At 72.4% G+C, this 20,320-nt stretch carries 20 protein-coding genes; 14 read left to right on the top strand and 6 right to left on the bottom strand.

Annotation, left to right across the window (positions count from 1 at the left end):
• Positions 1 to 81 precede the first annotated feature (81 nt).
• A complete protein-coding gene (locus tag NUH29_RS10490; RefSeq protein WP_258799064.1) occupies positions 82 to 1,389 on the bottom strand; it encodes an ABC transporter substrate-binding protein in 1,308 nt (435 codons plus the stop codon).
• A 174-nt stretch (positions 1,390 to 1,563) separates the two neighbouring features.
• A complete protein-coding gene (locus NUH29_RS10485; protein WP_258799063.1) occupies positions 1,564 to 2,568 on the bottom strand; it encodes a LacI family DNA-binding transcriptional regulator in 1,005 nt (334 codons plus the stop codon).
• Between the two features lie 152 nt (positions 2,569 to 2,720).
• Here NUH29_RS10485 and NUH29_RS10480 point away from each other — a divergent pair, with 152 nt between their 5' ends.
• The 7 genes from NUH29_RS10480 to NUH29_RS10450 are packed head-to-tail and all read left to right on the top strand — an operon-like array spanning position 2,721 to position 10,250.
• Positions 2,721 to 3,656, top strand: coding sequence for a carbohydrate ABC transporter permease (locus NUH29_RS10480; protein ID WP_258799062.1), 936 nt, complete (start codon positions 2,721 to 2,723; stop codon positions 3,654 to 3,656).
• Positions 3,657 to 3,701: 45 nt separating this feature from the next.
• On the top strand, positions 3,702 to 4,613 hold the full coding sequence (locus NUH29_RS10475) for a carbohydrate ABC transporter permease (RefSeq protein ID WP_258799061.1): 912 nt from the start codon (positions 3,702 to 3,704) through the stop codon (positions 4,611 to 4,613).
• Positions 4,610 to 5,959: a Gfo/Idh/MocA family protein gene (locus tag NUH29_RS10470; RefSeq protein WP_258799060.1), complete on the top strand. Its 1,350-nt coding sequence runs from the start codon at positions 4,610 to 4,612 to the stop codon at positions 5,957 to 5,959. Before NUH29_RS10475 ends, NUH29_RS10470 begins: the two co-directional genes overlap by 4 nt.
• Positions 5,956 to 6,855 carry an NAD-dependent epimerase/dehydratase family protein gene (locus NUH29_RS10465; RefSeq protein ID WP_258799059.1) on the top strand — a complete coding sequence of 300 codons (900 nt, stop codon included), beginning with the start codon at positions 5,956 to 5,958 and terminating at the stop codon, positions 6,853 to 6,855. The genes NUH29_RS10470 and NUH29_RS10465 overlap by 4 nt, the downstream gene beginning before the upstream one ends.
• Complete coding sequence (locus NUH29_RS10460) at positions 6,848 to 7,765, top strand: 5-dehydro-4-deoxyglucarate dehydratase (protein ID WP_258799058.1); 918 nt, start codon at positions 6,848 to 6,850, stop codon at positions 7,763 to 7,765. The genes NUH29_RS10465 and NUH29_RS10460 overlap by 8 nt, the downstream gene beginning before the upstream one ends.
• Positions 7,762 to 8,838, top strand: coding sequence for a mandelate racemase/muconate lactonizing enzyme family protein (locus NUH29_RS10455; RefSeq protein WP_258799057.1), 1,077 nt, complete (start codon positions 7,762 to 7,764; stop codon positions 8,836 to 8,838). Before NUH29_RS10460 ends, NUH29_RS10455 begins: the two co-directional genes overlap by 4 nt.
• Positions 8,835 to 10,250, top strand: coding sequence for an aldehyde dehydrogenase (NADP(+)) (locus NUH29_RS10450; RefSeq protein WP_258799056.1), 1,416 nt, complete (start codon positions 8,835 to 8,837; stop codon positions 10,248 to 10,250). The genes NUH29_RS10455 and NUH29_RS10450 overlap by 4 nt, the downstream gene beginning before the upstream one ends.
• 113 nt (positions 10,251 to 10,363) lie before the next feature.
• On the opposite strand, the gene NUH29_RS10445 is transcribed toward NUH29_RS10450, so the two are convergent.
• The 3 genes from NUH29_RS10445 to NUH29_RS10435 all read right to left on the bottom strand — a co-directional run bounded on the left by NUH29_RS10445 (position 10,364) and on the right by NUH29_RS10435 (position 13,981).
• On the bottom strand, positions 10,364 to 11,497 hold the full coding sequence (locus tag NUH29_RS10445) for a GDSL-type esterase/lipase family protein (protein ID WP_258799055.1): 1,134 nt from the start codon (positions 11,495 to 11,497) through the stop codon (positions 10,364 to 10,366).
• Entirely contained in the window at positions 11,494 to 12,585 is a 1,092-nt protein-coding gene (locus NUH29_RS10440) for a hypothetical protein (RefSeq protein ID WP_258799054.1), read from the bottom strand. The genes NUH29_RS10445 and NUH29_RS10440 overlap by 4 nt, the downstream gene beginning before the upstream one ends.
• A gap of 76 nt (positions 12,586 to 12,661) precedes the next feature.
• On the bottom strand, positions 12,662 to 13,981 hold the full coding sequence (locus NUH29_RS10435) for an MFS transporter (RefSeq protein WP_258799053.1): 1,320 nt from the start codon (positions 13,979 to 13,981) through the stop codon (positions 12,662 to 12,664).
• A 73-nt stretch (positions 13,982 to 14,054) separates the two neighbouring features.
• Here NUH29_RS10435 and NUH29_RS10430 point away from each other — a divergent pair, with 73 nt between their 5' ends.
• The 7 genes from NUH29_RS10430 to NUH29_RS10400 all read left to right on the top strand — a co-directional run bounded on the left by NUH29_RS10430 (position 14,055) and on the right by NUH29_RS10400 (position 19,859).
• On the top strand, positions 14,055 to 14,915 hold the full coding sequence (locus tag NUH29_RS10430) for an alpha/beta hydrolase (protein ID WP_258799052.1): 861 nt from the start codon (positions 14,055 to 14,057) through the stop codon (positions 14,913 to 14,915).
• Positions 14,916 to 14,977: 62 nt separating this feature from the next.
• Positions 14,978 to 16,027 carry a lipoate-protein ligase LplAB gene (lplAB, locus tag NUH29_RS10425; protein ID WP_258799051.1) on the top strand — a complete coding sequence of 350 codons (1,050 nt, stop codon included), beginning with the start codon at positions 14,978 to 14,980 and terminating at the stop codon, positions 16,025 to 16,027.
• A complete protein-coding gene (locus tag NUH29_RS10420; protein WP_258799050.1) occupies positions 16,024 to 17,076 on the top strand; it encodes a FecCD family ABC transporter permease in 1,053 nt (350 codons plus the stop codon). Before lplAB ends, NUH29_RS10420 begins: the two co-directional genes overlap by 4 nt.
• Positions 17,067 to 17,834: a heme ABC transporter ATP-binding protein gene (locus NUH29_RS10415; RefSeq protein WP_373317450.1), complete on the top strand. Its 768-nt coding sequence runs from the start codon at positions 17,067 to 17,069 to the stop codon at positions 17,832 to 17,834. The genes NUH29_RS10420 and NUH29_RS10415 overlap by 10 nt, the downstream gene beginning before the upstream one ends.
• Positions 17,831 to 18,589 carry an SGNH/GDSL hydrolase family protein gene (locus NUH29_RS10410; RefSeq protein WP_258799048.1) on the top strand — a complete coding sequence of 253 codons (759 nt, stop codon included), beginning with the start codon at positions 17,831 to 17,833 and terminating at the stop codon, positions 18,587 to 18,589. The genes NUH29_RS10415 and NUH29_RS10410 overlap by 4 nt, the downstream gene beginning before the upstream one ends.
• 15 nt (positions 18,590 to 18,604) lie before the next feature.
• On the top strand, positions 18,605 to 18,880 hold the full coding sequence (locus NUH29_RS10405) for a hypothetical protein (protein ID WP_258799047.1): 276 nt from the start codon (positions 18,605 to 18,607) through the stop codon (positions 18,878 to 18,880).
• Positions 18,881 to 18,896: 16 nt separating this feature from the next.
• On the top strand, positions 18,897 to 19,859 hold the full coding sequence (locus NUH29_RS10400) for a hypothetical protein (protein WP_258799046.1): 963 nt from the start codon (positions 18,897 to 18,899) through the stop codon (positions 19,857 to 19,859).
• On the opposite strand, the gene NUH29_RS10395 is transcribed toward NUH29_RS10400, so the two are convergent.
• Positions 19,849 to 20,133, bottom strand: coding sequence for a GNAT family N-acetyltransferase (locus tag NUH29_RS10395; protein ID WP_258799045.1), 285 nt, complete (start codon positions 20,131 to 20,133; stop codon positions 19,849 to 19,851). The two genes, NUH29_RS10400 and NUH29_RS10395, sit on opposite strands and share 11 nt — an antisense overlap.
• Between the last annotated feature and the right edge of the window lie 187 nt (positions 20,134 to 20,320).

Here is a 20,320-nt window from a genome sequence, read left to right as displayed (position 1 = left end):
CCTGTGGCTGATGAGAGAAGTCTGCCCCGACACGACCGTGGGCGGCCCCGCGAGGGACCGCCCACGATGTGCATCGACCGATCAGCCCGCGGCGAGAGCCGCGCTCAGTTCGTCGACCCACTGCTGCGAGCCGTCCGCGACGGAGCTCTTGCCGAACAGGATGTCGGACTCGATCCGCTGCGACAGCTCGTTGAGGATGCCGCCGCCGGCCGGCTGCGGCGGGGCCACGACGCCGATCTCGAGCACCTTCTCGAGGTACTCCGCCGACTGCGCGTCCGCCGGGGACAGCAGCGGCTTGACGACCGCGAGGATGTCCGGGTTGAACTGCAGACCGCGGTTGGCGAGGATCGTCTTCGCCGGCTCGGGCTCGTTGAGCAGCCAGTTCACGAGCATCGCGGAGGCTTCCGCGTGCTTGGTCTCCGCCGCGATCGCCCAGAACTGCGAGGGCAGCACCGCGACGCCGGAGACGTCGGTGCTCGTCGGCGGGGGCAGGATCTCGACGTCGCCGCCGGCCCCGGCCCCGTAGCTGCCGATCTGGTTGCTGTACGCGAAGGTGATCGCGGCCTTGCCCGTGCCGAACAGCGTCTGGTCCGGGGTCAGGTTCTGGTTCTCCACGATGATCGACGGGTCGGGCAGGCCGCCTCCGGCGACGAGCTCCTTCTCCATGTCGAACCACGACTCGATGGTCGACTCGCGGGTGGCGAGCTGGCCGTCCCAGCCGTAGATGCCGTTCTCGTCGATCTGCGCCACGTAGGTGCCCAGGATGTCCTGGATGCGCAGGTCGAGTCCGTAGACGCCGTCGGGGGTGTTGGCGCTGATCTTGTTCGCGTCGTCGATCAGCTCCTCCCAGGTCCAGCCGTCGGTCGGCACCTCGACGCCGGCCTGCTCGAACAGCGCCGTGTTGACGAGCGCGCCGATCGCGTTGCCGCCGGTCGGGAGGCCGTAGACGGTGCCGTCGACGGTCGCGTTGGTGAGGGTGAAGTCCTCGTACTTGTCCAGCTGCACGGTGTCGGCGACGGTCGAGAGGTCGAGCAGCGCGCCGTTGCCGCCGTACTCCTGCGGCTTGGCGCCGCCGAGCGCGAACACGTCCGGGGCGGTGCCCGAGGCGAAGTCGGTGGCGAGGCGGTTGAACAGGTCGTCGGGGGCGCCGACGGGCTGCTCGACGACCGTGATGTTCGGGTACTGCGCCTCGAACTCGTCGATGACGTCGGTCATCATGGCCGCGCGCTCGTCGTTGCCCCACCAGGCGATGGTGAGTTCGATCTTCTCGTTCGGGTCGAACCCGCTGTCGGTGTCGCCGCCGGCCGAGCAGCCGGCGAGGACGAGAGCCGCGGCGAGTGCGCCGGCGATGCCGGCCTTCGTCGCGAGGGAACGTGCTGTACGCGTCATTGCGCCTCGTTTCGTGATGCGGTGGGAGCCACCGGGTTGTCTTGGCGGGATGACGAGAGGCTCGCTGCGACCTCGTCGTCGCGATGACCGGCTCCGCCGGGGCGAAGCCGAGAAACCGCTTTCTCGGGAAAGTAGCATCCGGCCCCCGCTCTGTCAACGAGCGGATGCGCCGAGTCAGGCGGGAGCCGCCGCCGTCGATCGGCGGATCTCGAGACGCGGCTGGAACTGCACGTCGTGCTCCGGATCCTCGTGGCGGATGAGGGCGTTCATGCGCCGCCAGGCCTGGACGCCCAGTTCCGCGTGGGGGACGGATGCCGTGGTGAGCGCGGGCGAGGTGTACCGGGCGAAGGGGATGTCGTCGAAGCCGGTCACCGAGATGTCGTCCGGGATGCGCACGCCGAGCTCCTGCAGCCCGTCGATCAGCCCGATCGCGACGAGGTCGTTGTAGGCGAGCACGGCGGTCGCCTTCGACGAGCGCACCTTGGCCGCGGCGGCGCGGCCGTCCTCGGCGCCGGCCCCCGCCGGGATGCGCGTGATGCGCACCCCCTTGGTGCGCGCCGCGAACGCGTCGAGACCTTCGACGCGATGGGCGTTCGAGGCGCTCGACTCCGGTCCCTCGAGGTACACCATCCGGCGGTGCCCCAGCTCGTGCAGATGCTGCGCGAGCTTGGTGATGCCGGCCGCGTAATCGATGGAGAGGGAGGGCGAGGAGATGCCGGGCGCCTCCCGGTTGATGAGCACGAGCGGCTGCAGCTCGCCGGCGAGCGCGGCGAGCTCGGCGTCGGACATGCGGGGGGCGCACAGCACGATGGCGTCGCACCGGCGTCGCACCTCGGCGGCCAGCAGCGGCTCGTCGCTCGGCGACTCGGCGGAGTCGGCGACGAGCACGCGGTACCCGTCGTGGGCCGCCGTCTTCGACAGGCTCGACAGCACGGCCTGGAAGGCCGGGTTGGCGAGATCGGGCACGACGAAGGCCACCGCGGACGTCTGGCCGAGGGCGAGGCTGCGCGCCAGGTGGCTCGGGCGGTAGTCGAGCGCCTGCGCGGCGTCGCGGACGCGTTCGGCGACGGCCGGTTCGCCGACGAAGCGTCCGTTCATGACGCGCGACACGGTGGCCGGCGAGACCGCCGCCCGCGCCGCGACATCCGCGATCGTCGCGGCGCGTGAGCGTCGAGCCATGCCGAGGTCCTTCCGGTGTAGCGCCACCTTAGCGGCGCGCGACGCCTCCGCGGTCGTTTGACGAGCGCCCGGTCGGGCTGCATACTCGTGGAATCGAGAAAGCGCTTTCTCGGATAGCATATCCGTGACGCACAGTGACGAGGAGGTCAGGCGTGAGCAGTCTCGGCGAATTGCGCTCCATGGCGCGCACCCGCAAGGCGGGGAGCGAAGACAAGTCCACCCCCGACAACAAAGCCGCCTACATCTTCCTCGCCCCGTGGATCCTGGGCTTGCTGGTCTTCACGATCGGCCCGATGCTCGCCTCGCTGTACCTGTCGTTCACCGACTACAACCTGCTGAAGGCGCCCGTCTGGAGCGGGTTCGACAACATCGAGCGGATGCTGAACGACGCGCGGCTGTGGAACTCGCTGCGCGTCACCTTCACCTACGTCGTCGTGTCGGTGCCGCTGCAGCTGGCCTTCGCGCTCGTGGTGGCGCTCGTGCTCGATCGGGGCATGCGCGGCCTCTCGTTCTACCGATCGATCTTCTACCTGCCGAGCCTCCTCGGCGGATCGGTCGCGATCGCCATCCTGTGGCGCCAGGTGTTCGGCACCGACGGCCTCGTGAACGGCTTCCTCTCCTGGTTCGGCATCGACGGTCCGGGCTGGATCTCGCATCCGGACTACGCCCTCGGGACGATCATCATCCTGCACATCTGGACCTTCGGATCCCCGATGGTGATCTTCCTCGCCGGGCTGCGGCAGATCCCCGACATGTACTACGAGGCCGCCCAGGTCGACGGCGCGGGGAAGATCCGGCGATTCTTCTCGATCACCTTCCCGCTGCTGACGCCCATCATCTTCTTCAACCTGGTGCTGCAGATCATCTTCGCGTTCCAGTCGTTCACCCAGGCGTACATCGTCTCGGGCGGCACGGGAGGTCCGTCCGACTCGACGATGTTCTTCACGCTCTACCTCTACAAGCAGGCCTTCAACGAGCTCGACATGGGCTACGCCTCGGCGATGGCGTGGTTCCTGCTGCTCATCATCGCCGGATTCACCGCCTTCAACTTCTGGCTCTCGCGCTTCTGGGTCTTCTATGACGACTGAGCCGCGCCCCGTCCACCCGACCGCTCCGACACGAGAGGCTCACCGATGAGCTCTGCAGCCGCCACCGAGCAGGCCGCCCTCCCGGCCGCACCCGCCGCGCCGCCGCGGCCCGTGCGGAACTACCGACGCCGGGCCCGCGTGCTCTCGGTCGTCAAGCACACGATCCTGATCCTGCTCTCGCTCGTGATGATCTACCCGCTCATCTGGCTCGTGGTGTCGTCGCTCAAGCCCAACGACGAGATCTTCACGAATCTGTCGATCTTCACGACCGACCTGACGCTCGACAACTACATCGACGGATGGGACGCGCAGGGGCTGCCGTTCAGCCAGTTCCTGCTGAACTCCGCGATCCTGTCGCTCGGGGCGATCCTCGGCAACCTGATCTCGTGCTCGCTCGCCGCCTACGCGTTCGCGCGGCTGCGCTTCCGCGGGCGCAACCTGTTCTTCGCGATCATGCTCGGCACGATCATGCTGCCCTTCCACGTCGTGCTGGTGCCGCAGTTCGTGATCTTCCGCGAGCTCGGGTGGCTCGAGACGTTCCTGCCGCTCATCGTGCCGAAGTTCCTCGCGACCGACGCCTTCTTCGTGTTCCTCATGGTGCAGTTCATCAGGGGCCTCCCGAAGGAGATCTTCGAAGCGGCCCGCATCGACGGCGCCGGGCATCCGCGCATCTTCGCGCAGATCACGCTGCCGCTCATGACCCCGGCCCTCGCGACCACCGCCATCTTCACGTTCATCTGGACCTGGGGCGACTTCTTCGGTCCGCTCATCTACCTGCGCACCCGAGACAACTTCCCGGTGTCGATCGCCCTGAAGGGCTTCGTCGACGCGCAGTCGAGCTCCAACTACGGCGCCATGTTCGCGATGAGCGTCGTCTCCCTCATCCCCCTGTTCCTCGCCTTCCTGATCGGCCAGAAGTACCTGGTCAAGGGCATCGCCACGACGGGTATCAAATGACCACCACGAACTACGCGCTCGTCGGAGTCGGCTCGCGCGCCCAGATGTACCTGGAGGCGATGGCGGGCGCCCATGCGGATGTCGCGCGCCTCGTCGCCTGGGCCGACACGAACCCGGGACGGCTGGCCTGGTCCGCGGCCCGCTTCCCGGCACTCGGGGAGCCGGCGGTGTTCCCCCTCGACGCCCTCGCCGACGCCGTGCGGGCCCACGCGGTGGACACCGTCATCGTGACGAGTCCGGATGCCACGCACGCCGACTACATCGTCACCGCCCTCGAGGCGGGTGCGGACGTGGTGGTCGAGAAGCCGCTCACGACCACCGTCGACGGGGTGCGGCGGATCGCGGAGGCGGTCGAGCGCACGGGGCACGATGTCACGATCACCTTCAACTACCGCTACGCGCCGCGCAACAGCGCGCTGCGCGAGGTGATCGCCTCCGGTGACATCGGCGAGGTCACGAGCGTGCACTTCGAATGGGTGCTCGACACCGCGCACGGCGCCGACTACTTCCGCCGCTGGCATCGCGACAAGGCCAACTCCGGCGGCCTGCTCATCCACAAGGCCTCCCACCACTTCGACCTCGTCAACTGGTGGATCGGCGACTCCCCCGTGCGGGTGTACGCGTCCGGCGGTCTGCGCTTCTACGGCGCGGAGAACGCCGCGCGTCGCGGACTCGGACCGCGCCCCGAGCGGGGCACCACCGACTCCGCGCTGCGCGACCGCTTCAGCCTCGACCTGCGTCGCGACCCGCTCTTCGCGGGGCTCTACCTCGAGCAGGAGGCGCACGACGGCTACCTCCGCGACCGCGACGTCTTCGACGCGGGCATCACGATCGAGGACAACCTCTCGCTCGTCGTCGACTACGCGGGCGGGCCCTCGATGTCGTACTCCCTCAACGCGCACGCGCCGTGGGAGGGGTACACGGTCACCGTCAACGGAACCGCCGGGCGCGCGGAGCTCACCGTCGTCGAACGGGGAGCCGTCATGCTCGACGAAGACGGCGACGTGGTGGTGGACCCGAGCGCGCGGCCCGACCTGGTGGTCGCCGAGGGCGCGCGGCCGGTGAGCGAGCGACTGCTCGTGCAACGCCACTGGGAGGCGGCCCGCGATGTGCCGATCGTGCACGGATCGGGAGGCCACGGCGGCGGCGACGCGCTGCTGCTGCGCGAGGTCTTCGCGGGCGCCGAGCCCGATCCGCTGGGCCGCGCCGCCGGGTGGCGGGACGGCGTGCGTGCGGTCGTCGTCGGCCTCGCCGGCAACCGGTCGCTCGAGACCGGCGCCGCGGTGCGCGTCTCCGAGCTCGAGCTGGGCGTCGCGGCCGCGGACCTGCCGGGGGTGGGGGCGTGACGCGCACCCTGGTCACGGGAGGGGCGGGCCGCCTCGGACGCAGCGTCGTGCGGGCGCTCGCGCAGAGCGGACGCGAGGTGGTCTCGGTCGATCGCGTGCTCGCGGACGACCTCCCGGCGGAGCAGGTCGAGCTCGACCTGCTCGACGCCGAGGGCCGGCACGCGCTCTTCACCCGGGTGCGACCCGACGAGGTCGTGCATCTCGCGGCGATCCCGGTGCCGTTCGCCGCACCCGACGACGAGCTGTACGCCGTCAACACGGCGCTCGCCTTCGGTGTGCTGGGCGACGCCCTGCGCGTGGGTGCGCGTTCGCTGCTCGCGGCGTCGAGCCCGACGGTGATCGGCTACGGCGCCCCGACCGGGTGGGCGCCGCACTACCTGCCGCTCGACGAGCAGCATCCGGTCGCCCCCTGGAACGCCTACGCGCTGTCGAAGGTGGCGGTCGAGGAGCTCATGCGGATGGCCGCGCGCCGCGAAGGGGATCGCATCCGGGTGGGTGCCTTCCGGCCCTGCTACGTGATCGCGCCCGAGGAGTGGCGGGGGGCGCCGACCCAACAGGGGCATACGATCGCGGAGCGCCTCGACCATCCCGAGTTCTCGGCGGTCGCGCTCTTCAACTACCTCGACGCACGCGACGCGGGGGACTTCGTGGTCGCGTGGCTGGATCACGCGGCCTCGGTGCCGAACGGCGAGGTGTTCTTCGTGGGCGCCCCCGACGCCCTCGTGCGCGGGTCGGTGCGCGACGCCGTCGCGGAGCACCTCCCGAGCTCCGCTGCGGCGGCCGCCGGGCTGGGGGACTCCGCGCCGCTGTTCTCGAGCGCGCGCGCCGAACGACTGCTCGGGTGGCGGGCGAGGCGCACCTGGCGCACCGAGTTCGAGGAGGTCGAGCGTGCCTGAGCCGACATTCGCCGAGGGGGTGCTGTTCTTCCCCGTCACCGCGTTCGACGACGACGGCGGGGTCGATCTGGATGCGACCGGGCGGCACGTCGACGAACGCGTCGCCGCAGGCCCCGGCGGGGTGTTCGCGGCGTGCGGCACGGGCGAATTCCACGCGCTGTCCGTCTCGGAGCACGCCGCCGTGGTGTCGGTCACCGTCGATGCGGTCGCGGGTCGCGTTCCCGTCATCGCGGGCGCCGGGGGTCCGCTCGGACACGCACTCGACTGCGTCCGCGCCGCTCAGGAGGCGGGCGCCGACGGGGTGCTGCTGCTGCCCCCGTACCTCGTCGAGGGGCCGCCGGATGGCGTGGTCGCCTACGCGGAGGCGGTGCTCGCCGCGAGCGAGCTACCCGTGATCCTCTACCACCGCGGAGCGGGACGCCTCACCCCGGGTGGGGTCGCCCGGCTGCTGCGGCATCCGAGGGTCGTCGGCATCAAGGACGGCGTGGGCGACATCGCCCTCGCGCAGCAGTTCGTGCGGCTCGCCGACGAGGCGGGCCGCGGCGACCTGCTCTTCTTCAACGGCCTGCTCACGGCCGAGCTCAGCCAGGCGGCCTACCGGGCGATCGGGGTGCCGCTGTACTCCTCGGCGGTGTTCGCGATGGAGCCGCGGATCGCCTCCGCGTTCTGGACGGCGCTGCGCGACGACGATCTCGGACTGCAGCATCGCCTGCTCGACGCGTTCTACCGTCCGCTCGTCGCCCTCCGCGACGAGACCCCCGGGTTCGCGGTCTCGCTCATCAAGGCGGGCCTGCGCCTCGACGGCGTGCCGGTCGGGTCGGTGCGGGCGCCCCTCGTCGACCCGTCCTCGGCGCAGCTCGACCGTCTCGCGGCGATCCTCGACGAGGGACGACGGATCGTCGGCGCATGACCGCGCCCGTCGTCGAGAGCATCCGCGTCGCACGGATGACGGTTCCGCTCAGCCGGCACTGGGCGCCCGACGTCCGGAGTGTGACGGTGCTCCCCGTGGAGGTGCGGTGCGCCGACGGGATCACGGGGTACGGATTCAGCTGGACCCCGACCATCGGGGCGGGTGCGGTCCGCGCGTTCCTCGACGAGGAGCTCGCACGCTGGTGGACGGGCCGGGCCGCCGATCCCGCGGGATGGTCGGATGCGTGGGCCCACGTGCACGAGGCCGGCGGCGGCGGCATCAGCACGATCGCACTCGCCGGTGTCGACCTCGCCCTCTGGGATGCCGCGGCGCGGCGCGCCGGGCTCGGCCTGCCCGAGCTGCTGGGACGTACGCAGGAGCGGCTGCCCGTCTACGGCAGCGGCGTCAACCTGCACTACCCGCTCGACGAGCTCGTCGCCCAGGTCGAGCGCTGGGTGGCGGCCGGGCACCGGGCGGTGAAGGTGAAGGTGGGGTCCGTCGACCCGCACCAGGACCTCGAGCGCATGCGCGCGGTGCGCGAGGTGCTGGGGCCGGATCGCGAGCTGATGATCGACGCGAACCAGCGCTGGGATCTGCCGACCGCGGAACGCGCCCTCGCCCTGCTCGCCGAGGTGCGTCCGGCGTGGATCGAGGAGCCGCTGCGCGCCGACGACCTCGCGGCTCACCGGGAGCTGGCCCGGCGCATCGACATCCCGATCGCGGCGGGCGAGAACCTCCACACGGTCCATCGCTTCCGGGAGGCCCTCGACGCCGGGATCCAGGTGCTGCAGCCGAACGTGGTGCGCGTGGGCGGCATCACCCCGTTCCTCGAGATCGCCCGCGAGGTGCGGGAGGCCGGCGCACGGGTGGCGCCGCACCTGCTGCCCGAGCTGTCCGCCCAGGTGGCCTTCGCGCTGCCGGAGCCCTGCTGGGTGGAGGACGTCGAGGACGCCCGCTTCCAGACCCTCGGGGCCCTCGTCGATGACCCGGGGCTGAGCTTCTCCGACGGCTGGGTCGCGGGTGGTCCGCGGCTCGGTCTCGGCATCCGATTCCGCGAGGAGGACGTCGCATGAACCAGGTATCCGAGATCGCCCGGCGGGCCGCCGGCGCGGCCCCCGCGCTCGCCGCCATGTCGGTCGCGGACCGGGTCGCACTGCTGGACGCGATCGCCGACGCCCTCGACGGTGCCGCCGACGAGCTCGTCGCCGTCGCCGGTGAGGAGACCGCGCTGCCCGACGCCCGGCTGCGCGGAGAGCTCGCGCGGACCACGGCGCAGCTGCGCAAGTTCGGCGTCGTGGTCGCGGAGGGTGGGTACCTCGAGGCGACGATCGACCACGCGGACCCGGGCGACGTGCCGCCGCGCCCCGAACTGCGCCGGATGCTGCGCCCGATCGGCCCGGTCGCCGTGTTCGCCGCATCCAACTTCCCCTTCGCGTTCTCGGTCGCCGGGGGCGACACGGCGTCCGCTCTGGCGGCCGGCTGCCCCGTGGTGGTGAAGACGCATCCGGGCCACCCGCGCACCTCGGCGCGCACCGCCGAACTCGTCGCGGGGGCGCTCACCGCCGCGGGAGCCCCCGCGGGGGCGTTCCAGACCGTCGCCGGCTTCGACGAGGGGCTCGCGCTCGTCGACGCCGAGCAGATCGAGGCCGTCGCCTTCACCGGCTCGTTGCGGGGCGGGCGGGCGCTGCTCGACCGCTGCACGGCCCGCGCGAAGCCGATCCCGTTCTACGGGGAGCTCGGCAGCCTGAACCCCGTCGTCGTGACCCCGGAGGCGGATGCGGCCCGCGGTGCGGAGCTCGCCGCCGGGCTCGCCGGCTCGTTCCAGCTCGGCGACGGCCAGTTCTGCACGAAGCCCGGGCTCGTGCTGGTGCCCGCGGGCTCGGCGCTCGAGGCGGCGCTCCCGGCCTCGGTCGGAACCGGGGCCCCCCGCATGCTCACCGAGACGATCGCCACCGGCTTCGAGACGGGGCGCGACCGCGCGGCCGCCGTGCCGGGGGTGGAGGTGCTCGCCGGCGGGGGGTCGGCGACCGCGCCGACCGTGCTCGCCGCGGATGCCGCGACCCTGCTCGCGCACCGCGAGCTGCTCGAGGAGGTCTTCGGTCCGGTGACCGTGCTCGTGCGGTACGCGGACCCCGCCGCCCGCGACGCGGTGCTCGAGGCCCTCGAGGGCAGTCTGACGATGACCCTGCACGCCGAACCCGGGGAGGACGTCGTCGGCCTCGCGGAGGCGATGGCGTCGCGCGCGGGCCGCGTGCTCTTCGGCGGCTGGCCCACGGGGGTCGCCGTCTCCTGGGCTCAGCATCACGGCGGCCCGTGGCCCGCCACGAACACCGTCTTCACCTCGGTGGGCGCCATGGCAGTGCGCCGCTTCCTGCGCCCGATCGCCTACCAGGACGCCCCGGCATCCGTGCTGCCGCCCGCCCTGCGCGACGACAACCCGCTCGGCATCCTGCGCCGCATCGACGGGGTGCTGCGCCTGCCCTAGCCTCCGCCTCCGCCCCTCTCTCTCCTCAGAAATGCAGGAGGAATCCGCGGCGCACCCGGTGTTCTGCGGAGCCGGCCGCCCGGCGGCCGCGGATCTCCTGCATTTCTGGAGTGTCAGCGGGCGAGGGCCGGGGCGAAGGCGCGGCCGAGCGCGGTGCGGGGATCGCGGGCGCGGCCGAGGAAGCGGGAGGAGATGAGGTCGAGGCCGGGCTGCGCCGGATGCAGGCCGTCGGGCAGCAGATCGGCCTCGGATGCACCGAGCAGCTCCCGACCGTCGAGGTAGCCGAGAGCGGGGTCGTCGCGTGCGGCCACCAGCTCCGCGAGCAGCTCCCGCGACGCCTCGAGGGTCAGCGCCGTCGCATCGCCCTCCCGCGGCGTGCCCACGAGCCGACCGTCCGGACCCGCGCGCCCCGGGCCCGGGGTGCTCTCGAGGGCGGGGCACGCGAAGGCGCCGATCACCACGATCGGCACCTCCGGCCGGCGGTCGCGCACCAGGTCGAGGAAGGCGTGGGTCGCCGAGGCGAATGCACGTCGGCGCATCCCATCGGCCGCGACCACGTTGATGCCGAGCTCGAGCGTCACGACGTCGGCGTCGAGGGCGCGGATGCCGTGGGCCGTCATCGGATCGAGCTGCGCGTTGCCGCCGAAGCCGAGGTTCGTCCAGCGGAGGCCGAGCTCGCGCCCCACGAGGGCCGGCCAGGTGGAGCGGGCGTCGCGTGCGGTCGCCCCCTGGCTGATCGAGCTCCCGTGGTGCACCCAGTGCGGGCCGTCGGGGCCGGGGGAGGGGGCGACGGGGGCGTCCCCCGTGACTGCGTCGACCGCCACGGCGGCGTCGATCGGCATCCAGATCACCACCTCCCGGGGAGCCGTGGCGCCGTCGTCGAGGCGGAGTTCGAGGCGCGTCGCGGGTGCCGGCTCGCGGTCCCATCTCGCGTCGCGCCGTTCGCGGATGAGTCCGGTGCTCGCGGCGGCGGCCCGCCCGACGATCCGTCCGTCGACCTCGGCGAGGAACTCCGCGGGATGCTCGGGAGCGTCCAGGTGCGCCATGACGAGCCGGTCGACCCTCACCTCGAGCACGAGGCGGCGTGCCGCCGTGCGCACCGGCATCCGGACCCCCGAGGTGAACGAACCCAGCACCTCGAGAGGCTGGGGCGCCCTCCGCAACTGGTCGGCCGGCAGCCGCAGCGGTCGCCAGCCGGCACCGTCGCGCACCGTGTCGACCTGGCCGACGAACCGCGGCGCGGTCACGCGGCGGCCGCGTCCTGGCTGCCCGCCGAGACGTTCCGGATCAGCAGCACGAGCCACGTGAAGATGAGGGCGAAGCCGATGATCTCGACGGCCGTCAGGTTGTAGATGCCGACGGCGAACAGCACCGACGCTCCGACCACCACGGCCAGGAAGGCGAAGCCCACCGTCACGAAGACGGCGGGCAGGCGCGGCACGAGCCGGCGGATGCCGATGACGAGCGCGGCGAAGATCACCACGAGCCCCGTCGCGAACGTGTTGTGCACCCACTCGATCCAGTCGACGTGGAAGACGCCCACGCAGGCGAGGAACACGCCCAGCAGCACGAGGCCCCAGCGCACGAGCCCGACCCGCAGTTCGACGCCGCGGTCGTCGGCGTCGCGGGGCGAGCTCGCCATCCGACCCTCGGCCAGCTCGGCGGCGAGATAGCTGGCGATCGCCGTCAGCACGACGCCGGCCACGATGAGCGTGATGTTGAAGGTGGCGCTCGAGAAGTCGTCGCCGATGCCGAGCGCACTGATGTTCTTCTGCCACCACTCGGGGTCGGATGCGGAGATCATCGCCGTCATCACGCCCACCACGAGGAACACCGCCATGACGGTCGCGACGCGCGTGGTGGTCATCCCGGCGGCCGACAGGAACGACACGTACGCGCTGAGCGCCGAGGCGATGCCGACGAGCAGCGCGGCGCTGAACGGGTACACCTCGGCGCCGATGAACGCGTCGCCCAGCACGATCGAGAGCCCCGTGACGAGCAGCAGCACGGTGAACCCGTGCGCGAGGGCGAGCGCGACGTTGTCGAGCACCAGGCGCCCCACGGTGCGCTCGGGGCGTTGCCGGCGGGCCGCGCCCGGCGACGGCAGCACGTAGCCGACGGCGAACACGAGCGCGCTGATGACCGCGGCCACGATGGCGGCGACCGATCCGAGCGAGTTCCGTCCGGCGATCGGCACCGAGCCCAGTCCGATGATCGCGAAGCCGATGACGCCGCCGAGCACGAGCGCGAACATCGCCACGAGCAGGGCGCGGGACTCGGTCGTGCTGGCCGTCGCCAGCCGGGCCGTGAACGGGTTCTGGCGTGCGGTGGTCACGGGCGGTCCTCCGTCTCTCCCCAGGCGACATCCTGCCCGACCGCGGGCACCGCATCCGGGAGGACGGGCGGCTCGGTCAACGCTGCGTCTCGACCTCGACGATCGCGATCTCCTGGGTCGCGGTGTCGCGGTCGGCCGCGGTGGCCGAGGCGATGCGCAGCGGCCAGCGCCCCTCGCGGCTCCAGCGCAGCCGCACCTCGCGGGTGCGCACGTAGAACACCGCCGCGACGCCCGCGGCGAGCAGACCGGATGCCGCACCGACGGCGATCGCCCAGCGCGGCCCGGCGGCATCCGCGATCGCACCGAGCAGCGGGGCCCCGATCGGGGTGCCGCCCATGAAGATCGCGAGGTACAGCGCCATCACGCGTCCACGCATCGACGGGGCCGTCGTGGTCTGCACGTAGGCGTTCGCGGTGTTCATCATCGTGATCCCCGCGAAGCCGACGATCGCGAGCAGCACCGCGAAGCTCACCGGCTCGGGCGCGAGCGCGGCCGCGCCGAGCGAGACCCCGAAGCCGGCGCTCGCGAGGGTCACGGTGCGCAACCGCGGACGCTCGCGCTGGGCCGCGATCAGCGCACCCGCCACCGATCCGACCGCGAGTGCCGACGACAACCAGCCGAACTCCGACGGCCCCTCCCCGAACTCCACCTTCGCCATCGTCGAGGTGTAGATGGGGAAGTTGTAGCCGAGGGTGCCGGTGAGGAAGACCATCGCGAACACCAGCAGGATGTCGGGCCGCCTGCGCACGTAGCCGAGGCCCGCCCGCATCTGACCGCGGCCGCGGGCCTTGCGGGTGAACGACGTGAACTCGGCGGGGCGCAGCACGGCGAGCGAACCCAGCACGGCCAGGAAGGTGGCGGCGTTGATCAGGAACACCCAGCCCGAGCCGACGGCGGCGACGAGCATGCCCGCGACGGCCGGTCCGATGAGGCGCGCACCGTTGAACGAGGCGGCGTTGAGAGCCACGGCGTTCGACAGCGAGGCGTCGTCGACCAGCTCCCCGACGAAGGCCTGGCGGGCGGGGGCGTCGAACGCGGCCGCGACGCCGAGCCCGAGCGCGAAGCCGAACACCATCCAGAGCTGCACGACGCCCAGCAGGGTCACCACGCCGAGGCCCGCGCCGAGCAGCATCATCGACGCCTGCGTCACGGCGAGCACGCGGCGGCGGTCGAAGCGGTCGGCCACCCATCCGGTGACCGGCAGCAGCAGCAGCTGCGGCCCGAACTGCAGCGCCATCACCACGCCCACCGCGACGGCGTCGTCGTCGGTGAGCTCGGCGAGCACGAGCCAGTCCTGCGCGATGCGCTGCATCCAGGTGCCCACGTTCGACACGAGCGCGCCGGCGAACCAGATGCGGTAGTTCCGTGTCGCGAACGAACGGAACATCTGACTCATCGTCTCCATTCTGCGCCTCTGCGCCCGGGCGCCGCCTGGACGCCCTACGCTCGGAGGCGGCGAGGAGGCCCGAATGAGCGACGTGACCCGGACATCGCACACCTTCGTCGACGCCCAGGGCGTCACGATCCACTACTACGTGTGGCCGGCGCCCACGCCGCGCGGCGTCGTGCAGCTGCTGCACGGCCTCGGCGAGTACGCGACCCGCTACGAGACGTTCGCCCAGGCGCTCGCCGCGGCCGGGTACACCGTCTACGCCGACGACCACCGCGGCCACGGCGCCACCGGGATGCAGCAGTGGGGCGGCGACACGGGCAGACTCGGCAGGCTCGGCCCGGGCGGGGTGCGCGCGACCGTCGCCGCGATCGCGCAGCTCACCGACATCATCCGCGCCGAGAACCCCGGGACGCCGCTCGTGCTGTTCGGCCACAGCCTCGGATCGCTCTTCGCGCAGCAGCTCATCGCCGCGCGCGCCTCCGACTTCGACGCCGTGATCCTCTCGGGCACCGCCTACCGCACCCTCACCGACATGAACGGCGGCGACCTCAACGCGAAGCACAAGCACCTCGGCACGACGGGACACGAGTGGCTCTCGCGCGACCCCGCCGTGTGGGAGGCGTTCGCCGCCGACCCGCTGACCTTCGACGCGAAAGTGCTGCAGCTGTTCGGGCTGCCCGACGCCATCCGCCTGCTCGGCACCCCGAAGAAGCTCGACCGCGACCTGCCGATGCTCATCATGATCGGCGAGGAGGACCCGCTCGGCGGGCCCGCGAGCGTGCGCAAGCTCGCCGACGCGTACCGGCGGCGGGGCGGTCTCACGGATGTCACCCTCACGATCTACCCCGGGGCCCGCCACGAGACACTCAACGAGACGAACCAGGCCGAGGTGCGGGCCGACGTCATCGCCTGGCTGGACGCGCACGTCGCACGCTGACGCCGACCCGACGGCTGAGTCCGGGTAAGGGGCGCCTAACCAGGCGCGACTAGGGTGGGAGCGTGCATGGCGAGTACAAGGTGCCGGGCGGCAAGCTCGTCGTGGTCGACGTCGATGTCGTCGACGAGCGCCTCGCCGACGTGCGGCTCTCGGGCGACTTCTTCCTGGAGCCCGACGACGCCCTGCCGCTCATCGACGCCGCGCTGACCGGGCTCCCGGCGGATGCCGACGGCAGGTCGATCGCCGCCGCCGTGCACGCCGCGCTCCCCGAGGGGGCCGTCATGCTGGGCTTCTCGCCCGAGGCGATCGCGACCGCGGTGCGGCGCGCGGTGAACCGGGCCACCACGTGGCGCGACTACGACTGGGAGCTCGTGCATCCCGGTCCCCTCAGCCCCGTCACCCATCTCGCCCTCGACCAGGTGCTCGCCGAGGAGGTCGGGGCGGGGCGGCGCGCACCCACCCTGCGCATCTGGGAGTGGGACGAGCCGGCCGTCGTCATCGGCAGCTTCCAGTCGGTGAAGAACGAGGTCGACCCGGAGAACGCGGCGAAGTACGGCATCCCCGTCGTGCGCCGCATCTCGGGGGGCGGGGCGATGTTCATGGAGGCGGGCAACGTCGTCACCTACTCGCTCTACGCACCCGCGGAGCTCGTGCAGGGCATGAGCTTCGCCGACAGCTACGCCTACCTGGACGACTGGGTGCTCGTGGCCCTGCGCTCGCTCGGCATCGACGCCACCTATCAGCCCCTCAACGACATCGCGAGCCCGAGCGGCAAGATCGGGGGCGCCGCCCAGAAGCGACTGGCCGACGGGGCGGTGCTGCACCACGTGACCATGTCGTACGACATCGACGCCGACAAGATGGTGCAGGTGCTGCGGATCGGCCGCGAGAAGCTCAGCGACAAGGGCACCAAGTCGGCGCAGAAGCGGGTCGACCCGCTGCGCAGCCAGACGGGCCTGCCGCGCGCCGCCATCATCGAGCGCATGATCGAGACCTTCCGCTCGCTGCACGGCCTGCACGACGGCGAGATCACCCCCGAGGAGTTCGCGCGCGCCGAGCAGCTCGTGGCCGAGAAGTTCGGCACCGACGAGTGGCTGTACCGGGTTCCGTGAGCGCACCTGCGCACCTCGGCCGTCGTCGCGTGATCGTGGGGATCGCGCTCGGCGCCCTGCTCGTCGCGGCCGTGCTGGTGTCGGCGATCGCCGGGCAGTTCGGCGTGAGCCTGACGGAGGTCGTCGGATCGCTGCTGCGCTCGCTCGGCATCCCGAACGGTTGGGCGCCCGACGATCCCACCACGGAGGCGGCGCTCTGGGTGATCCGCTTCCCGCGCATCGTCATGGCGTGCGCCGTGGGGGCTGCGCTCGCGGTGGCCGGCGCGGTCATGCAGGCGATCTTCGGCAACCCGCTCGCCGAGCCGGGAGTGGTGGGCGTGTCCTCGGGGGCGGCGCTCGGGGCGGCGATCGCGATCGTCGGCGGCATGCTGGCCCTCGGCGAGTGGACGATCGCCGTGCTCGCGTTCGCGGGCGGCCTCCTCGCCACGCTCCTGGTCTACGGCGTCTCGCGCGCGAACGGGCGCACGGAGGTCGTGACCCTGCTGCTCACCGGCATCGCCGTGAACGCGTTCGGCGGCGCCGGGCTCGCCTTCCTGCTGTTCCTCGCCGGGAGCGCGAGCCGGGAGCAGATCGTGTTCTGGCAGCTCGGCTCCCTCAGCGGGTCGCTGTGGCGCGAGGCGGCGATCGTGGCGGTGGTGGCCGTCGCGGGCACCGCGGTGGCGGTCGCCCTCGGCCGGCGGTTCGACATCCTCGCGCTCGGGGAGCGCAACGCCCGCCACCTCGGCATCGACGTGGAACGGCTGAGGTTCGGCTCGATCGTGCTCGTGGCCCTGCTGACGGGTGCGGCGGTCGCCTTCGTCGGCATCATCGCGTTCGTCGGCCTCGTGGTGCCGCACCTCATGCGCATGATCCTGGGGCCCTCGCACCGGGCCCTGCTGGTCGCGAGCGCGGTCGGCGGCGCGCTGCTGCTCGTGGTCGCCGACCTGCTGGCCCGCACCCTCGTTCCGGGGGCCGAGCTGCCGATCGGCCTGCTCACCTCGCTCATCGGCGGACCGTTCTTCTTCGTGCTGCTCTGGCGGCAGCGCCGCGCCTCGGGGGGATGGGCGTGATCCGGGCCGAGGCGGTCACGGTGTCGCTCGGCGGCCGGGCCGTCGTGCGCGAGGTCGACCTGCGGGTCGAGTCGGGGGAGCTGCTCGCCCTCGTCGGCCCGAACGGGGCGGGCAAGTCGACGCTGCTGTCGGCGCTCTCGGGGGAGCGCGTCCCGGATGCCGGCCGGGTGCTCGTGGAGGGCCGGCCGGTCGACGCGATCGACCCGCTCGAGCTGGCGCGCATCCGCTCGGTGCTCACCCAGGACAACGCGGTGAGCTTCCCGTTCCGGGTGGCCGAGGTCGTCGAGATGGGGCGCAGCCCCTGGGCGCGCACACCCGGACGCGACCGCGACGAGCAGGCGATCCGCTCGGCTCTCGAGCGGGCCGACGTCGTGCACCTCGCCGACCGGCGGTTCACCGAGCTCTCGGGCGGCGAACGCGCCCGCGTGTCGCTCGCCCGGGTGCTCGCCCAGGACACCCCGATCGTGCTGCTCGACGAGCCGACGGCCGCCCTCGACCTGCGCCACCAGGAGGACGTGCTGCGCATCGCGCGCGAGCTGGTGGGCGAGGGGCGCACCGTGGTCGTCGTGCTGCACGACCTCTCCCTCGCCGGCGCCTACGCGGACCGCGTCGCGCTCCTCGACGACGGCGCGTTGCGCGCCCTCGGCACGCCGGTCGAGGTGCTCACCGAGCCCCTCGTCTCCGCGGTCTACCGCCTCCCCGTCGAGGTGCTCGTCCGCGACTCCCGACCCCTCGTCATCCCCCGGAGGCACCCGTGACCGTCCGCTACGTCGTGATCGGCGACTCGTTCTCGGAGGGCATGGGCGACGAGCTGCCCGACGGCACCGTGCGCGGCTGGGCCGACCTCACCGCGCAGGGCTGGGCGGACGCCACCGGGCAGCCCGTCGAGTACGCGAACCTCGCGATCCGGGGCAAGCTCATCGGCCCCATCGTCGAGCAGCAGCTGGAGCCCGCGCTCGCGCTGAAGCCCACCCACCTCTCCTTCAACGGCGGCGGCAACGACATCCTGCGGCCCTCGGCGGATGTGGGGCGCATCGTCGAGCTGTTCGCGCACGTGCTGCGGCGCTGCGACGAGGAGGGCGTGCAGCTGATCCTGCTGTCGGGGGCCAACCCCACGCGGCAGCTGCCGCTCGGCGCGGTCATGCGTCGCCGGGGAGACCTGCTCTCCCGCGCCGTCGAGGCGCGGATCGCCGACCGCCCCGACATCGTGCGCGCGATGAACTGGTTCGACCCCGAGCTCACCCTGCCGACGTACTGGTCGGAGGATCGCCTGCACATGAACACCCGCGGGCACCACCGCGTGGCGGCGCGGCTGCTGGAGGCGCTCGGGCTCGCCCAGCCGGAGGGGTGGTGGTCGCTGCCCGAGCTCCCGGAGTCCGCGCGCCTGCGCGGGGCGGCGTACTACCGTGAGCACGTCGGCCCGTGGGTGAGACGGCGGCTGACCGGCACCTCATCGGGCGACGGGCGCGAACCGAAGTTCGGCGGCGGCTGGGTGACCGTCCAGCCGAGCTGACGTACCCTGGTGCCCATGCCGTGGTGGGGCTGGGCCGTGCTGGGTGCCGTGTTCGTCGGCGCCATCGCCGTCGCGCAGTGGCGCGGCTGGATCGAGCTGCGCGGCACCAACCAGGGCCGCGGATCGGGCAACGGCGCATTCGGGTTCGCCGACGAGGTCTTCCACCCCACCAAGCACGAGGCGCAGAAGATCGCGGCGGTCGAGACCGAGCTGCCGGCGCCCGCACCGGCACCCGGCGACGGACCGCTCGACCTCGACGCGGGGCGCGTGCGGATCGACCTCGACCGCTGACGGATACCGTGGAACGGTGAGCAGCACCGATCCCGTCGCCGTGCCCCCGACGAACCCGTGGCCCGAGACCGAGCCGCCCGTGCGGCGCCCGGCGCGCTGGGGAGGCGCACTCGCGAGCCTGGGCATCGGGGTCGCCGCGGCGCTGCTCGGGCTGCTCCCCTGGATCCTGACCGGGATGCGTCTGCCGCTGCAGAACCTGTGGGCGTTCGACGCACTGCCCGAGCAGATGCCCGTCGCCTGGCTGCCGCTCAGCCAGTACAGCGTGACCTTCGTGCTCGGCATCCTCGTGGTGGGCGCCGCATCCGCGGGGGTCGCGGCCCGCGCACTGCGCGGGCGTCTGCCCGGCGCCGCCCCCTTCACGGTGGCCGCCGGGTTGCTGTTCGTGCAGATCGTCGCGACGGCGCAGGCCGTCGACGTGCTGCGCACCGGCCTGCAGGACGGCCGGGAGGCCGCGTTCTACCTCGCCGCGTGCGTCGCGGTCGCCGGGTTCGGGATCCTCGGCGGGGTGCTCGTGTTCGGGCTGATCGCGCGCGGTCCCGTGCCGGGCGCGGTCGTCGCGCTCACCCTCGCGGCGATCGCGGTGGGCTCGTGGATCTCGGGTGCGCTCGCCGCGGTCGGTCCGACCTCCCAGCTGCCGTACACGCTGGCGCCCCTCGTGACCTGGACGCCCCCGGTGCTCGTCGGTGCCGCGATCGCGTGGGGCGGCGTGCGCACGCCGGGTCGGATCGTGGCGGCGGTCGCGAGTCTGCTGCTGCTCTGGGCGATCCCCGCGCTCGCGACCGCCGTGCAGTCGGCCGTCGGATCCCGGGCTCTGCTGCGCGACCCCGGCGAGCTGCTCGACTACGGCGCGGCCGTGTTCCGCGCCGCCGTGACGATGCCCGAGCTCGTGCTGCCCCGCATCGCGGTCGCCCTGGTGATCGCGGGGATCGGGATCGGGCTGCGGGCGCTGCTCGCGCGGCGCGCCGCGATCAGCGGCTGAGCAGCGGCGCGTACTCCGGATGCCGCTCGATGTAGGCGGCGATGAAGGGGCACTGCGCGACCACCCGGGTGCCCTCCTCGGCGGCGACCGTGTCGAGTGCCGTCTTCGCGAGCAGCGAGCCGAGCCCGCGCTCCTGGATCGCGGGGTCGACCTCCGTGTGCGTGAAGGTGATGACCCCCGGCTCGCGGCGGTAGTAGGCCTTGCCGATCACCTCCCCGTCGCGCTCGAGCACGAAGCGGCTGCGTTCGGGGAGGTCGACGACGCGATCGGTCATCCTCCGACGCTAGCTGTTCCCCCCGCGCCCCGCCGGGCACACCCCGACTCACCAGGTCGGGCAGCCCAAATCAAGGAGTCGAGCAACCGAAGTCAAGGACGCGACGGCGGAAGAGCAACGCAGGCGCAACGTCCGCAACATCCGTCACACGAGTTCCTTGATTCGGGATGCCGGACTCCTTGATTTG

Source organism: Protaetiibacter mangrovi (assembly GCF_024752305.1).
Classification (GTDB): Bacteria; Actinomycetota; Actinomycetes; order Actinomycetales; family Microbacteriaceae; genus Homoserinibacter; species Homoserinibacter mangrovi.
The sequence above is the reverse complement of the archived record's forward strand: the minus strand, read 5'-3'. Positions and strand labels throughout refer to the sequence as shown.